The following is a 12,462-nucleotide window of genomic DNA, read 5'->3' as shown; positions in this document are numbered from 1 at the left end:
ATTAATTATGCTTAACTCTATGATCAATAAAGCGGCGATTATCGCCGCTTTCTGTTTTTATCCATCGCTGGCGATAAGCCAGACCGAAAAGCCATTTGATCTCAGCTGCAGTTTGGACGGGGATTCAGTGACAATCATGATGAGGTCTGAAGGTGGCGATCGCGTTGCCTATTCACTGGTTTCAGGCAACGGGAATAAAATGCGCTCTGCTGTCAGTGGTTCCAGCACATCGAGAATGTCGCTCAATAAAGCCCAATTTCCTGTCAGTATCACAGTTGATACCGCGGGAAAAACCTCTGTCCTGGCAGTGTCCGACGACTGCCAAATCACACACCAGACACCTCACGCCTGAGGTGTCTCATTCCCGATAGCATCTTAGGTGACCTTGTAGTAAGGTGCGCCTCCCGGATGAGCGCATGGATCATGGCGTTAGCGTTTGGTTTATCGCATCGGAATACCCAGGCTGAGTTTGCCCGGTCTGTGGCTATGTGCGAAAGTGCACAGAATGTTATGACTTTACGTTTTAAGCTCTCATTCCGATTTCAATATTGTTATTATGTGAGGCTGGTTCCGATTGTTGCACTTGTATTCAGCCTGATTAGAATAGCTTGTGAAAGACAAAATCCGGCAGGGAGCAGGCTGTCAGCTCATAGAAAAGCTCGCTCATGTACCCGCAATACTGGTGCCAGAGGGATCGCGTCAGCAAGATCGCAGAGAAACATTTACGCTCGGGCGCTGTATGCGTCGCTGGTTTCTGGCGCGATGAAAATTTTGATCACTATTTCTTGACTGTGTAGCAGTAACAACATTAATGCTTGGTTAATACTATGTATATTCAGAAAGTTATGCCCAATCGTGATGACGTCCGAGGGATCCTCAGCGCGTCCGATGATTATATGTATAGTCTGTACCCGCCTGAGACGAACAATCTGGAGAGTGAGGAATCCCTCATGAAGGACAATGTTCATCTGGTCGGCGCCTTTGTACGCGGCGCGTTAGCCGGTATTGGGGCGGTGAAAATGATGGATGATGACGGGCAGTACGGCGAAATCAAGCGTATGTTTGTACTGGATAATTACCGCGGTCTGGGGATATCCCGGCAAATTATGGATGCTTTGCATCAGTACCTGAAGCACAATGGAGTCAGCATTGCCCGTCTGGAAACCGGTGTGAATCAGCCTGAATCCATTGGTTTATATCAGACCCTGGGCTATCGGGTTTGTGAGCCTTACGGTCAGTATCAGTCGCACCCGCTCAGTATTTTCATGGAACTCGACCTGAATTCACTGGACGGTTAGTCGTTCTGATGTCGAATGATGGTCACAGCGCTTGCCAATCGGGGCTGTGACCTTTTTATTACCATGAAATGATCCGGAAAAAGCCGGATACGTCTTTTACTCCAGCAAGCAAAAACATATTGATGCCGATGATAACCGCATTTAGTTTGCGGGTTGTGATGGGCATAAAATATCCCCAAAAGGGTACGAATCAGTCCCCCATCTGTATTTCTTCTGTGAAAAGTGAGAGTTAGCGCAATCAATCAGGTTTAGAACCTTGAACTGCTTCTCAATTGCCGTAATGCTACAACGCTGTGTGCAACTTGACTCAGTGCATTGGTGTGTTGATAACTTAATGAGTGGAAATGAGTCCGCTTTTCAGCCTGTTGTCATGGTCCCGAGCGTCACCTGGTGCCATTTCTGCGAACGGTTGCACCTGTCTAAACACCGTATCAATTTGTTCAAGGACGATCATGCTTATTAAACGGCCAGGCTCCCGGTATCAACTGAGTCCATTTACTACACAAGACTATTCATTGCTCATGGACTGGGTAACGGATGAGGAGTTTAATTTACTTTGGGGAGGGCCTGTGTATCAGTTTCCTCTGACCATAGAACAGATTAAGAAACATATTGCCCACCCCGAAGTTCATCCCTATTTATTTCAGGTCGAGGATCAGCCAAAAGGCTATATTGAGTTATACCAGTCATCGCCCAAACACTGCCGGATTTGTCGCGTCTTAGTGGCAGATGAATCGGACCGCGGCAAGGGTTATGGCCGGAAGTTACTGGATATGGCAGTGGAAAAAGCAGGGTCTGAATTCGGGGCCGAGGTGGTATCACTGGCAGTGTTTGAGCACAATTTTCGTGCAGTCAACTGTTATCGCGGGATGGGCTTTGAAACGTATCAGGCAGATAGGGCCACCCGTGTTTTCAATGGTGAACCCTGGACTTTGCTGCAAATGAAGAAGTTATTGTAACTATCCGGTTCGGCTTGCAGACACACTCAGTGCTACGCTCAATAAAGAATGACTGAATACGTTTTTGGTTGCGGAGCCAAAGTGCCCAGAGCGGGAGATTGGCTCAGCAGCCTGCTTTGCTGCCCAACGATGAGGTATGCCCATGAGCTTGGAACAATTCAAATATGTCAGCTATATCGCGGCAAAAGACACTGATGTCTGGAACGCTTTGCTGGATCCGAAAATGACCCAGCAATATTGGGGGCATGTGAATGAATCTGACTGGAAAGTGGGCAGTCGGTGGGCGCATATTCGGGCTGATGGCTCCGAAGTTGAAGATGTGACGGGAAAAGTACTCTTGATTCACCCGCCTCACCATTTAGTGCTGAGCTGGCAGGAAACCGGTGGACATCATGGCGTGATGCATTCATCTCAGGTGAGTGTTGCGCTGGAAAACCTGGGGGAAGATACCCGAATCACAGTGATCCACAGTGATTTACAATCGGGTTCGCTGAGTTATCAGGATGTCAGTGAGGGCTGGCCTGCGGTGATCAGCAATTTAAAAACCTTGCTGGAAACGGGCCATGTGATGGCCAGTGATATCTGGTCAGCCAATTAGATTTCGGTTACTGGCGCTTGGTAAACCCTTGGGAGGCATCTGGAGCCGGGTGTTCCAGGTTGGTGATTGGGTATGGGTGCTCCGCTTTGAATTGCTGTTTCATCTCATACATTGCAAAATCTGCCTCCTGCAACAGTTCGGACAGGCTCTTACTGCCCGGGGTGTACACGCTCAGGCCAATACTGGCCGACAGCGATAACTCACGATGGCGGAGCTGAATGGGGATTTTGAGCACGTGGTCCAGTGTGTTCATCAGAAAGTTCGACACATACGCCTGATTGACGGACTGAGGGAAAACCTGGATCACCGCAAATTCATCTCCTCCCATCCGGGCGACATACATGCCATCGTGTGTCAGGTTATCAAGTCGCCGCGCGACTGTTTTTAACAGTTGGTCTCCGGCACCATGTCCCAGCGTATCATTGACCTCTTTAAACCCGTTCAGGTCGATCAGGAAAAACGCAAAATCTTTGCCGCCTTTCTCCAGATCCTTTAACTTCCGGTTGAGCCAAAGCCGGTTATGGATACCGGTTAATGAGTCATACATTGCCAGCTGATGATGTGTTTTTGACTCTTTCATCAGCAAATAAATCATCATGACACCGATCAGCAAGGTGGAAAACAGGGATGCATGAATCAGCCAGCGCAGAGAAATAAACTTGTCTAGTTTTGAGCGCAACACATTGTTGGTAAAGAGGAATGTTTTCAATGCATAGTTCATCAACTGATCGTAGTTATCTTTGATTGTCAGGGTCAGCTCAGCCACATTCTGTGGGGTGAGCTGTTGCAGCGAAGCTTCATAGCCTTTCACGATCTGATAGTGATGGTTGAACGACTGCAATGAGCCAAATGTGCTGTGAAGGCGGTTCACCTGACTGTTGACCTGAATGGAATTAAAGCGGCTGAGCAGTATTTCATACTGGAGTAAGACATCGTTATGATCTGCACGCCCGGCCTCATAGCGCTGAAGCTGGTAAATGAATTCATTGTATTCATCACCCAGTTGCATCATGAACCAACTGGCCAGATTCTGATCTTTACTGACAGACTCTGCGTTGGATTCCAGAGAACTCACAGACACAAAAGTAAATACAATCAGCAGGGGAGCTGCAAAAAAAAGCAGCTTTTTCATCAAGGGCATCCCGGCTAAGTGAAAAATTTTTAATGATTTCAGAGATAACACGTCATGGCACCACGTTAATTTCGTTGATCTGCCAGACCATTTTTTCTAGAAAGCCCTTATCAATGAGGTTCGGGTACGTATCCAGTGCAAAAACAAGCCAGAAGGGGCCGTAATCACGTACGCGCATCCATTCATCATTGTGACGTACCGCCAGTACAGGTTGATAGGTTTCCATATCTTGCCAGTTTAACTCAGCGGTAAATTGATTCAGGGCCGTCAAATGTATGGTGCCGGGTTTGAGTTGATAGTGCGTTAACAGCGTTTGCAGGTTAACGCCGGAAAATGTTGCCTTGCCATTGACCCAGGGCATGGAGGTAGTGACGGATTGCTGGGGGAAACTGGCGATATCATCCCGCGTCAGGCGGACTTCGATGGGGGCATTTTCCGCTGATTGTCCTTTTAATGTTAACGGGGGTGGCGTGAGAGCAAAAACAGGAAAAACAGCCGCAAGACCTGCAAACAGCAAGCCTGTGATGAGGACATGATGATAAAGCGGTGAAACAAGCTTCCGGAAAATCACATATCCCTCATTGTTGTGTGTGATTTGTGTGTAAATACAAAGATAGCTATATAAAAGCGCAAAGCAATACTTTTCTCTTATCAATGGAAATGATGCAATTATTTCATTTTTAAATCGTATTTGGTGATTATTGCTGAAAAAGTCCCATCAATGGTTTTTTATAGTTCAGTTATGAATATTTACAGAATTTATCTATGCGTTGCAGCATGATTCCTGTTCTCAATGTGGATAAACAGAAGCAGTTGCATATATGAAGTACCTACTTTGGTTTATTTTTTATCCCGGAAAGTCAGGCATAAATGCCCGCATTTTCAGGCGAGATCTGCCTTGACTCTACCGTGATTGATGACGTTTTCGGCGGTGTATGATCGATGCATTTTGCAAGCTGGTTCTTTCTTAAAGTAACGGACTGAACATATAAAAGCATTGTTCAAGAAATTTGTGTCCTAAAGAACGCTGGCGCCATTTTGCCGGATCAATCCGGGTGGCATGTTTTATATACTCTTGCTGTAATTGTGCTAATTGCGCTGTGAATAAGGGATTATCGACCGCTAGTGTCACTTCGAAATTCAGCCACAGACTCCGCATGTCCAGATTGACTGTGCCGATCAGGCAGTGGGTGTCGTCAACAACAACCGATTTTGTATGCAGCAGGCCGCCGTTAAAACGGTGAATCAAGACACCGGCATTGAGCAACTCAGCAAAAAACGAGCGGCTGGCCCATTCGACCATGACAGAATCGTTTTTGGCCGGAATGACAATATGCACCTCTATGCCACGTTCTGCTGCACTGATCAGCGCATGCAATAAATGCTCGCTGGGTACAAAGTAGGGGGTCGTGATGACAAGGCGCTCTCTGGCCTGATAAATACTGATCAGCAGGACCTGATGAATGATTTCATCCGGCATGCCGGGGCCGGACGGAATCACCTGGATCATGTCCATATCGCCGTCTGCAGGGGTGGCATCGCATTCAGGTACAGGGGGCAGGTAGCGTTGTCCGGTTTCAACTTCCCAGTCCCAGGCCTGAATACAATTGAGCACTGAGACGGCAGGTCCTGTGACTCGTACCATCACATCGATCCATTGACCGACACCGGCATCTGTTTTGAAAAATGCGGGATCGACCAGATTCATTGAACCTGTGTAGGCAATCTGCGCATCAATGACAACAATTTTACGGTGCTGGCGGATATCCAACCTTCTCAGGAACATACGCAGCGGACTGACAGCCAGCGCTTCTGTTAATTCAATCCCGGCATGTTGCATTAATCGCGGCCAGTGAGAGCGAAAGAAACGCATACTGCCGGCGGAATCGAGCAGTAATCTGACTTTTACCCCCCGTTTAGCTGCAAGAATCAGTGCGGTCGCCACTTCGTCGGCCAGGCCACCCGGGTGCCAGATATAAAATTCCAGATGAATCGCGCGATGGGCTTGTTGGATGTCTGAAATCAGTGAACGCAGCACCGCTTGCGGGGTGTTTTGTAATGTCATGCTGTTCCCGACTAACGCCGGGATACCCAGGCGGTTCCGGCACAGGTCGTGAATCGGTTTGGTATGCAGCTTCATCAGCTGAGGCTGGTGACCGGGACAGTTATATAACTGTTTGAACCAGCTGGCAAAAGGTTCAAACATTTCTTCGGCACGCAATGCCCGTTTTTTGCCAAGATTGAGCTCGCCAAACAAGAGGTAGGCAATAATGCCACCAATCGGAATGATGTAGATAATCATCAGCCATGCCAGTGACACACCCACCACACGACGTTTGAATACCACCCGCATCGTCACAGCCGCAATGGCCACCCAGTAGGTGAACAGGCTGAGCCAGGCTAAGACTTGATAAACGTGATCCATAAAAGCGGCTTGTCTCTTTCTATATGCATACCTGTGCTCTATTTTGCACCCGAATCTCAGTAAAACATAGGCTTAAGCGAAAAGTTGACACAGTTTTTAATGTAGTTTGTATCAATAGTGAAGGCATTTTAGGCTGAAGAATGTCTTATCTTGTAAAAGCCTCCTTGTTATTTGAGTATCGCGTATGGCGAACAGAGCGCAATTCAGCTCCCGGATAGGCTTTATTCTGGCCGCGGCTGGCTCCGCGGTCGGTCTGGGCAATATCTGGGGCTTTCCGACTCAGGCAGCCAGCAATGGCGGCGCCGTCTTTCTGATGGTGTATTTACTGATGGTGTTTGCACTGGCTTATCCCTTACTGGTGGCCGAGCTGACCATAGGCCGCTATGGCAATGCCGATCCCATCACTTCACTGCGGAAAGTCTGGCCGCAGCAGAAAGCCCTGATGGGGTTGGTCGGGCTGGCGGGCATGATTGCAGTGTCGCTGATACTGAGTTTCTACGCGATTGTTGCCGGCTGGCTGCTGGGATATTTGCTGGCACCGATTTGTGAGGCGGCAGGGCTGGTTTCACTGGCTCACTGGCTGGAAACCTTTAGCAGCGGCCGCAACCTGGTACTCATGCTGATCTTTATGTGGCTGACTGTCATGGTCGTCAGGAGCGGCGTCGCCGATGGGATCGAAAAATGGTCCACCCGTCTGATGCCTGTTCTGCTGCTGCTGTTCGTGGTTATGGTGATCTATATATTGACGCAGGACGGTGCCTGGGCGGGTCTGAGGTTGTATCTGGTGCCGGATTTCAGCCATCTGTCGCCCAAGTTAATTGTGAGTGCGATGGGGCAGGCGTTTTTCTCTCTGTCTCTGGGGGTGTGCACCATGATGGTGTACGGCTCGTACCTGAGTAAGTCGGCGAATTTACCGAAAACAGCGGCGCAGGTTGCACTGCTCGATACGGGGGTCGCCTTTATTGCCGGCATGTTGATCCTCCCGGCGATGTTTGTAGCTCAGCATAACGGGGTTGTGATTTATGACGAAAGCGGGGCATTACTGGCGTCAGATACACTGGTCTTCAGCGTGCTGCCAACCATGTTCGACACCATGGGGCCGGTGGGCATGATTGTCGGCATTCTGTTTTTTGTACTGATGATCATTGCGGCGCTGACTTCTTCCATTTCTATGCTGGAGGTGCCTGTGTCTTGTGCCATTGAAGAGCTGAACCTGAAGCGGCATACCGCTGTTTGGTGGATAGGTGGCTTCATCTGTGTCATCTCGGCGGTCATTGTCTTTAATTTTGACGCTTTGTTCGGCCGGGTCGTGATCATGACCACAGCCTATGCACAGCCGATCATCGGCATGATTTTCGCGCTGCTGGTGGGATGGATCTGGCACAGAGACAAAGTGTTGCAAGAAATCCGCAAAGGCTATCCGGCCGTTGAGTCCAGTCTGTTCTGGCGGATCTGGCCCTGGTATGTGCGCATTGTCTGTCCGGTACTCATGCTCCTGGTTTTTTTCGTCCAGTAACGGATGATGTCACAAGGCTGGCGTCAGGCAGCAGAGCGGGTATACTGCCGCTTTCCTGAGTCAACTGAACGGCGAACCATGTTTACACTGCTGCATCAAACCCCGGATTTCCTCGTTATTTGCAAACATGCGGGCGTGAGTGTGCATAAAGATGACAATGATCAGCCATTGTTGGCAGATGTCGCTGCGGCAACCGGTGATCAACAGCTGTATCTGATCCACCGTCTCGATAAGATGACCTCCGGCATTTTGCTGCTGGGCCGTCACGCCAAAGCTGCCGCCGAGTTATCGGGTAATTTTGCCCGTCGTGAAGTACAGAAGTTTTATCTCGCAATCAGCAGCAAGAAACCCAAAAAGAAGCAGGGCACAGTGATTGGTGATATGAGCCGTTCACGTCGTCGCAGCTGGAAACTGGAGACGACACGAGAGAATCCGGCCATTACCCAGTTTATTTCAACCGCTGCCGGCGATGGCCGCCGGCTGTTTCTGTGTAAACCCTGTACAGGGAAAACCCATCAAATCCGGGTGGCGCTGAAAAGTGTCGGTGCCGGTATTACCGGTGATGACATTTATGGCCAGGAAGCAGCCGACCGGGGATATTTACACGCATTTGCTCTGCAGTTTACCTTTCAGGGGCAAGTCTATTGCTTTATTTGTCCGCCTGAACAAGGCGAGTTATGGCAAGGGGCGCAAGTGCAGACCGCCCTGGCCGGGTGGTCAGCCCCCTGGGACATTCACTGGCCTTCGTTACCTTCAGGGCTGGTTAAACCGCGTGTTGACTAACGCTATTACTGCTATTCACTGAGATTTATTATTCATTCCATACGGGTGATCCATGGACGCTTCTGCTTTACCTCTGTTCTGTCAACATTTGCTGTCGCAACTGGCTTCTCCGCCTCATGAAGTGCGTCGGTTATTTCATGGTCGCGGCCGGCGCTGGGCCGGACTGGAGCAACTGACGGCCGACTGGCTTGACGGGCAGGTACAGATATCCCTGTTTAAAGAACAGGATGCTGACTTTCTGGCTGCGTTGACAGCTGCACTTCACGAGCTGGTACAAACGGACATTTGGCAGCGCTCGGGTGCAGTCTCGCTGTTGGTGCAGCACCGTGACCGTTTCGGCTCACCCATGGAAGTGATCTGGGGAGAGCTGCAAACCTGGCAGCAAGTGACGGAAAATGGCCTTAAGTTTCAACTCGACTTGGGCCAGAAGCAAAATAACGGCCTGTTTCTGGACATGCGCTATGGTCGTCGGTGGGTCATGGATCAGGCGAAAGGCAGCAAAGTGCTTAATTTGTTTGCCTATACGTGCGGGTTTTCAGTTGCCGCCATTGCCGGTGGTGCGGCGCACGTGGTGAATCTGGATATGGCTAAAGCGGCTTTGGCGCGCGGCCGGGATAATCACCGGCTGAACGGCCACGATCTGAACCAGGTCAGCTTTTTAGGGCACGATATCTTTAAAACCTGGGGCAAACTGAAAAAGCATGGACCGTATGATCTGATTATTATTGACCCGCCGTCATTCCAGAAAGGCAGTTTCGCACTCACGACAGATTACGCCAAAATCCTGCGCCGCCTACCGGATATGCTGGCCGCCGATGGTAAGGTACTGGCGTGTGTCAATTCACCAGCCGTGTCCCCCCAGTTTCTGATTGATGGCATGGCAGGCGAAGCGCCTGAACTGAAGTTCATCGAGCGGCTTGATAATCCGCCTGAGTTTGAAGATCTGGACCATGACAGCGCGCTGAAGGCTATGGTGTTTGCCCGATAAATAAAAATGCCGGAGGATCTCTCCGGCATTTTTATCGTAGCTCATTTTTCTGCCTGGCAAAGGGTCAGGAGCCGGGCGCCACAATCTGGGCACAGAATTGTGCGTTGATTGGCTGCTGCACCACAGGTCTGCCCCGCATATCCAGGATCTGAATCAGATAACCCAATCCTTCGCTGACCATAGGGGTCAGTTCCGGGTTACTGCAGAAGTTTGCTGCTGCTGCCTGCGCAGCTTGGGTCGGGGCCACTTTACCGCCACCGCCGTAGAGAATGGTGATTTCAACGATATTCTGCTGCGCTTTGGCTTTCATGATCTGATACTGATCAATCTTGGGGTAAGGCGCTTTAGAGTTAATGACCGCTGCCCGGCGCTCTGCAAGTTCGTTGGTCAGATCTTCCTGCGATTTAGCACAACCGGTAAGAACAACCGCAGCCATGACGGCGGCAAACAGGGCCTTGATGGATGCTCGATTCATCATCATCAGGCCGGCAGTACTTTTTTGAAGGGCTTCACGATGACCTTGTCATACACTCCGGCTTCAATGTAAGGATCTGCATCAGCCCAGGCTTTTGCTTCTTCCAGTGAGCCAAACTCGGCGATGACGGTAGAGCCGGTAAAACCAGCTTCACCCGGATTGTCGCTGTCAATGGCGGGCATAGGTCCGGCAACCAGCAGACGACCTTCATCCTGCAGGGCTTTGAGGCGAGCCAGGTGATTTTCGCGAACGCTCAGACGGCGCTCCAGACTGTTTTCAACATCTTGAGAAAAAATGACGTACCACATGCGTTCTGTCTCCCTGTACTTGTGGTGGAATGCAGCCGTTATCATAGCGGAATGAAAAAGCCCCAACCAGCGGTCAGGGCGGATAAATCAGGCTTTCTTGATCGGACGAGGCCGGCCATTGGCATCAATGGCGACATAATTAAAAGTGGCTTCACTGACTTTGTAACGCTCGCCAATCCCGTCATTGCCAACGGGCTTGACCCACACTTCCATGGCCACAGAGAGCGATGTATTCCCGATACGGTTACATTCGCCATAACAGCACACCACATCACCCACACCAACCGGTGCTTTAAACACAATGTTGTCGACAGAGACGGTAACCACTTTACCGCGCGAGATTTCCTTTGCCAGAATGGCGCCGGCCAGGTCGAGCTGGGACATGATCCAGCCACCAAAAATATCGCCATTTGCATTGGTATCAGCAGGCATGGCTAAAGTGCGAAGTAATAACTGGCCTCGAGGGACATTATTTTCTGAATTCATCATAAATCATGTGTTGGGAAGATGTATTCATATGGTCATCAATATTGCGGTAGCTTGCAAGCAGAAAGCGCCTGGTCTGACCCAGGTCTGATGGAACTTTGAACGAAAATCGGATCCAAAGCGGCAGAAAATAAAAAAGGCTGTCAACTGACAGCCTTTTGGGATTGCAGAAGCAGCAGTTTATGCTTCGTTCTGTGTTGCCATGCGCACGTCTTCTTTCTGCTCGTCAGAGATCAGACTGTCCACAATCACAGCACAGGCAGCATCACCTGTGATATTCAGTGCAGTACGGATCATGTCGAAGATACGATCCAGCGCAAACAGCAGAGGCAGACCTTCGATAGGAATACCAGCCGACAGCAAAACAGCCACGACCAGGAATGAAGGGCCAGGTACGCCTGCCTGACCTACGGCGCCCAGTGTGGACGTGACGATGATGGCGATATACGCGCTCATAGACAGGTCAACATTGAACAGCTGGGCAAAGAAAATAGCGACCAGACCATAATAAATAGCGTTACCGCTCATATTGATGGTTGCACCAAGCGGCAATACGAAAGCCGCTGTGCTGTTTTTCACTTTCAGCTCTTCTTCACAAGTTTCCATGGTCACAGGCAAAGTTGCCATGGAAGACGCAGTCGACAGTGCAACCGCCTGAGGCTTCTTCATTGCAGCCAGGAACTTGATTGGCGATGTCTTGCTGAAGCATTTGATCATCAGCGGGTAGAACACGAAGCCGTACACCAGGATGGCAGCGATGTAGACAACAAACAGCTTGAACACCACCATCAGGGCATCAAAGCCAAACGTACCTACGGCATCAGCCATCAGGCCGAATACGCCGATAGGCGCGATCTTCATGACCACATTGATCATCCAGACCATCGCATCAACGATGGAATTCACACCGTTGATCAGCGGGTCACGGCGTTCCTTTTCCAGTTTGGAAACGGCGAGACCGAAGAACATGCAGAACACCAGAATTTGCAGGATGTTTGCTTCATTCAGGGATTGGAAAATGTTGGTTGGGATCATACCCAAAATAGTTGCCCAGAACGAAGGCAGGTCACCTTTGTCAGCATAAGTGTTTGCGAACATACCCTGAACGCCGCTCAGGTCGACACCCATGCCAGGCTGGAACACTTCGCCCATAAACAGTGCCAGTGCAACGGCAACCGCGGACGTCAGGCCAAAGAAACCCAGAGTCACCAGGCCGATCTTACCGGCTGACTGGCTGCTACCCAGACCGGCGGCGCCAGAGATGATAGCTACAGCAACCAGAGGGATTACCAGCATTTTAATCAGGTGGATGAAAATGCTGCCCAGCGGCGCAAACATGCTCGCCGAATGCCCCATCATCGCACCAGCCAATGTACCTAAGCACATGGCAATGACAACCTGTACGCCAATGTTGCTAAGTAGTCCTTGTTGTTTTAGCACCTTGAACACCTTTTATTGTGGAAGTTGTTAATTGATGAAAGACTTATGTTTCGT

Annotated in this window: 14 protein-coding genes; 7 read left to right on the top strand and 7 right to left on the bottom strand. The window is 50.0% G+C overall.

Annotation, left to right across the window (positions count from 1 at the left end; translation table 11 throughout):
* The first annotated feature begins 7 nt into the window (after nucleotides 1-7).
* The 4 genes from LN341_RS09925 to LN341_RS09910 all read left to right on the top strand — a co-directional run bounded on the left by LN341_RS09925 (nucleotide 8) and on the right by LN341_RS09910 (nucleotide 2,855).
* The gene (locus tag LN341_RS09925; RefSeq protein WP_234203203.1) at nucleotides 8-352 is read left to right on the top strand and encodes a hypothetical protein; all 345 of its coding nucleotides are present in this window, start codon (nucleotides 8-10) and stop codon (nucleotides 350-352) included.
* Nucleotides 353-950: 598 nt separating this feature from the next.
* Nucleotides 951-1,298 carry a GNAT family N-acetyltransferase gene (locus LN341_RS09920; RefSeq protein WP_200896173.1) on the top strand — a complete coding sequence of 116 codons (348 nt, stop codon included), beginning with the start codon at nucleotides 951-953 and terminating at the stop codon, nucleotides 1,296-1,298.
* 452 nt (nucleotides 1,299-1,750) lie between these two features.
* Complete coding sequence (locus LN341_RS09915; RefSeq protein WP_234203202.1) at nucleotides 1,751-2,257, top strand: GNAT family N-acetyltransferase; 507 nt, start codon at nucleotides 1,751-1,753, stop codon at nucleotides 2,255-2,257.
* A 142-nt stretch (nucleotides 2,258-2,399) separates the two neighbouring features.
* The gene (locus LN341_RS09910; protein ID WP_234203201.1) at nucleotides 2,400-2,855 is read left to right on the top strand and encodes an SRPBCC domain-containing protein; all 456 of its coding nucleotides are present in this window, start codon (nucleotides 2,400-2,402) and stop codon (nucleotides 2,853-2,855) included.
* 7 nt (nucleotides 2,856-2,862) lie between these two features.
* Here the strand turns inward: LN341_RS09910 and LN341_RS09905 are convergent, their stop codons facing one another.
* The 3 genes from LN341_RS09905 to cls form a co-directional block, all read right to left on the bottom strand.
* Nucleotides 2,863-3,987, bottom strand: coding sequence for a GGDEF domain-containing protein (locus tag LN341_RS09905; RefSeq protein ID WP_234203200.1), 1,125 nt, complete (start codon nucleotides 3,985-3,987; stop codon nucleotides 2,863-2,865).
* Between the two features lie 52 nt (nucleotides 3,988-4,039).
* Nucleotides 4,040-4,642 carry an oxidoreductase gene (locus LN341_RS09900; protein WP_234203199.1) on the bottom strand — a complete coding sequence of 201 codons (603 nt, stop codon included), beginning with the start codon at nucleotides 4,640-4,642 and terminating at the stop codon, nucleotides 4,040-4,042.
* Nucleotides 4,643-4,954: 312 nt separating this feature from the next.
* Entirely contained in the window at nucleotides 4,955-6,412 is a 1,458-nt protein-coding gene (cls, locus tag LN341_RS09895) for a cardiolipin synthase (protein WP_234203198.1), read from the bottom strand.
* Nucleotides 6,413-6,596: 184 nt separating this feature from the next.
* Here cls and LN341_RS09890 point away from each other — a divergent pair, with 184 nt between their 5' ends.
* The 3 genes from LN341_RS09890 to LN341_RS09880 all read left to right on the top strand — a co-directional run bounded on the left by LN341_RS09890 (nucleotide 6,597) and on the right by LN341_RS09880 (nucleotide 9,699).
* Nucleotides 6,597-7,928: a sodium-dependent transporter gene (locus LN341_RS09890; RefSeq protein WP_234203197.1), complete on the top strand. Its 1,332-nt coding sequence runs from the start codon at nucleotides 6,597-6,599 to the stop codon at nucleotides 7,926-7,928.
* A gap of 78 nt (nucleotides 7,929-8,006) precedes the next feature.
* On the top strand, nucleotides 8,007-8,711 hold the full coding sequence (locus LN341_RS09885; protein WP_234205005.1) for a TIGR01621 family pseudouridine synthase: 705 nt from the start codon (nucleotides 8,007-8,009) through the stop codon (nucleotides 8,709-8,711).
* Between the two features lie 52 nt (nucleotides 8,712-8,763).
* A complete protein-coding gene (locus LN341_RS09880; protein WP_234203196.1) occupies nucleotides 8,764-9,699 on the top strand; it encodes a class I SAM-dependent methyltransferase in 936 nt (311 codons plus the stop codon).
* A 64-nt stretch (nucleotides 9,700-9,763) separates the two neighbouring features.
* Here the strand turns inward: LN341_RS09880 and gspS2 are convergent, their stop codons facing one another.
* The 4 genes from gspS2 to LN341_RS09860 all read right to left on the bottom strand — a co-directional run bounded on the left by gspS2 (nucleotide 9,764) and on the right by LN341_RS09860 (nucleotide 12,354).
* Nucleotides 9,764-10,180, bottom strand: coding sequence for a type II secretion system pilot lipoprotein GspS-beta (gspS2, locus tag LN341_RS09875; protein ID WP_234203195.1), 417 nt, complete (start codon nucleotides 10,178-10,180; stop codon nucleotides 9,764-9,766).
* Nucleotides 10,180-10,482, bottom strand: a complete 303-nt coding sequence (locus LN341_RS09870; RefSeq protein WP_234203194.1) for a YciI family protein — start codon at nucleotides 10,480-10,482, stop codon at nucleotides 10,180-10,182. The genes gspS2 and LN341_RS09870 overlap by 1 nt, the downstream gene beginning before the upstream one ends.
* Before the next feature lie 87 nt (nucleotides 10,483-10,569).
* Nucleotides 10,570-10,968: an acyl-CoA thioester hydrolase YciA gene (gene yciA, locus LN341_RS09865; protein WP_046219657.1), complete on the bottom strand. Its 399-nt coding sequence runs from the start codon at nucleotides 10,966-10,968 to the stop codon at nucleotides 10,570-10,572.
* Between the two features lie 180 nt (nucleotides 10,969-11,148).
* On the bottom strand, nucleotides 11,149-12,354 hold the full coding sequence (locus LN341_RS09860; protein WP_234205003.1) for a dicarboxylate/amino acid:cation symporter: 1,206 nt from the start codon (nucleotides 12,352-12,354) through the stop codon (nucleotides 11,149-11,151).
* Nucleotides 12,355-12,462: the final 108 nt, after the last annotated feature.

This window comes from Photobacterium sp. TLY01, assembly GCF_021432065.1.
Classification (GTDB): Bacteria; Pseudomonadota; Gammaproteobacteria; order Enterobacterales; family Vibrionaceae; genus Photobacterium; species Photobacterium halotolerans_A.
This window is presented reverse-complemented; position numbering and strand designations above follow the sequence as displayed.

Excerpts from the sequence above, each read along its gene's own strand:
- LN341_RS09925 (WP_234203203.1), top strand. The coding sequence starts at position 8 with ATGCTTAACTCTATGATCAATAAAGCGGCGATTATCGCCGCTTTCTGT.
- LN341_RS09920 (WP_200896173.1), top strand. The coding sequence starts at position 951 with ATGAAGGACAATGTTCATCTGGTCGGCGCCTTTGTACGCGGCGCGTTA.
- LN341_RS09915 (WP_234203202.1), top strand. The coding sequence starts at position 1,751 with ATGCTTATTAAACGGCCAGGCTCCCGGTATCAACTGAGTCCATTTACT.
- LN341_RS09910 (WP_234203201.1), top strand. The coding sequence starts at position 2,400 with ATGAGCTTGGAACAATTCAAATATGTCAGCTATATCGCGGCAAAAGAC.
- LN341_RS09905 (WP_234203200.1), bottom strand. The coding sequence starts at position 3,987 with ATGAAAAAGCTGCTTTTTTTTGCAGCTCCCCTGCTGATTGTATTTACT.
- cls (WP_234203198.1), bottom strand. The coding sequence starts at position 6,412 with ATGGATCACGTTTATCAAGTCTTAGCCTGGCTCAGCCTGTTCACCTAC.
- LN341_RS09890 (WP_234203197.1), top strand. The coding sequence starts at position 6,597 with ATGGCGAACAGAGCGCAATTCAGCTCCCGGATAGGCTTTATTCTGGCC.
- LN341_RS09885 (WP_234205005.1), top strand. The coding sequence starts at position 8,007 with ATGTTTACACTGCTGCATCAAACCCCGGATTTCCTCGTTATTTGCAAA.
- LN341_RS09880 (WP_234203196.1), top strand. The coding sequence starts at position 8,764 with ATGGACGCTTCTGCTTTACCTCTGTTCTGTCAACATTTGCTGTCGCAA.
- gspS2 (WP_234203195.1), bottom strand. The coding sequence starts at position 10,180 with ATGATGATGAATCGAGCATCCATCAAGGCCCTGTTTGCCGCCGTCATG.
- LN341_RS09870 (WP_234203194.1), bottom strand. The coding sequence starts at position 10,482 with ATGTGGTACGTCATTTTTTCTCAAGATGTTGAAAACAGTCTGGAGCGC.
- yciA (WP_046219657.1), bottom strand. The coding sequence starts at position 10,968 with ATGAATTCAGAAAATAATGTCCCTCGAGGCCAGTTATTACTTCGCACT.
- LN341_RS09860 (WP_234205003.1), bottom strand. The coding sequence starts at position 12,354 with ATGTGCTTAGGTACATTGGCTGGTGCGATGATGGGGCATTCGGCGAGC.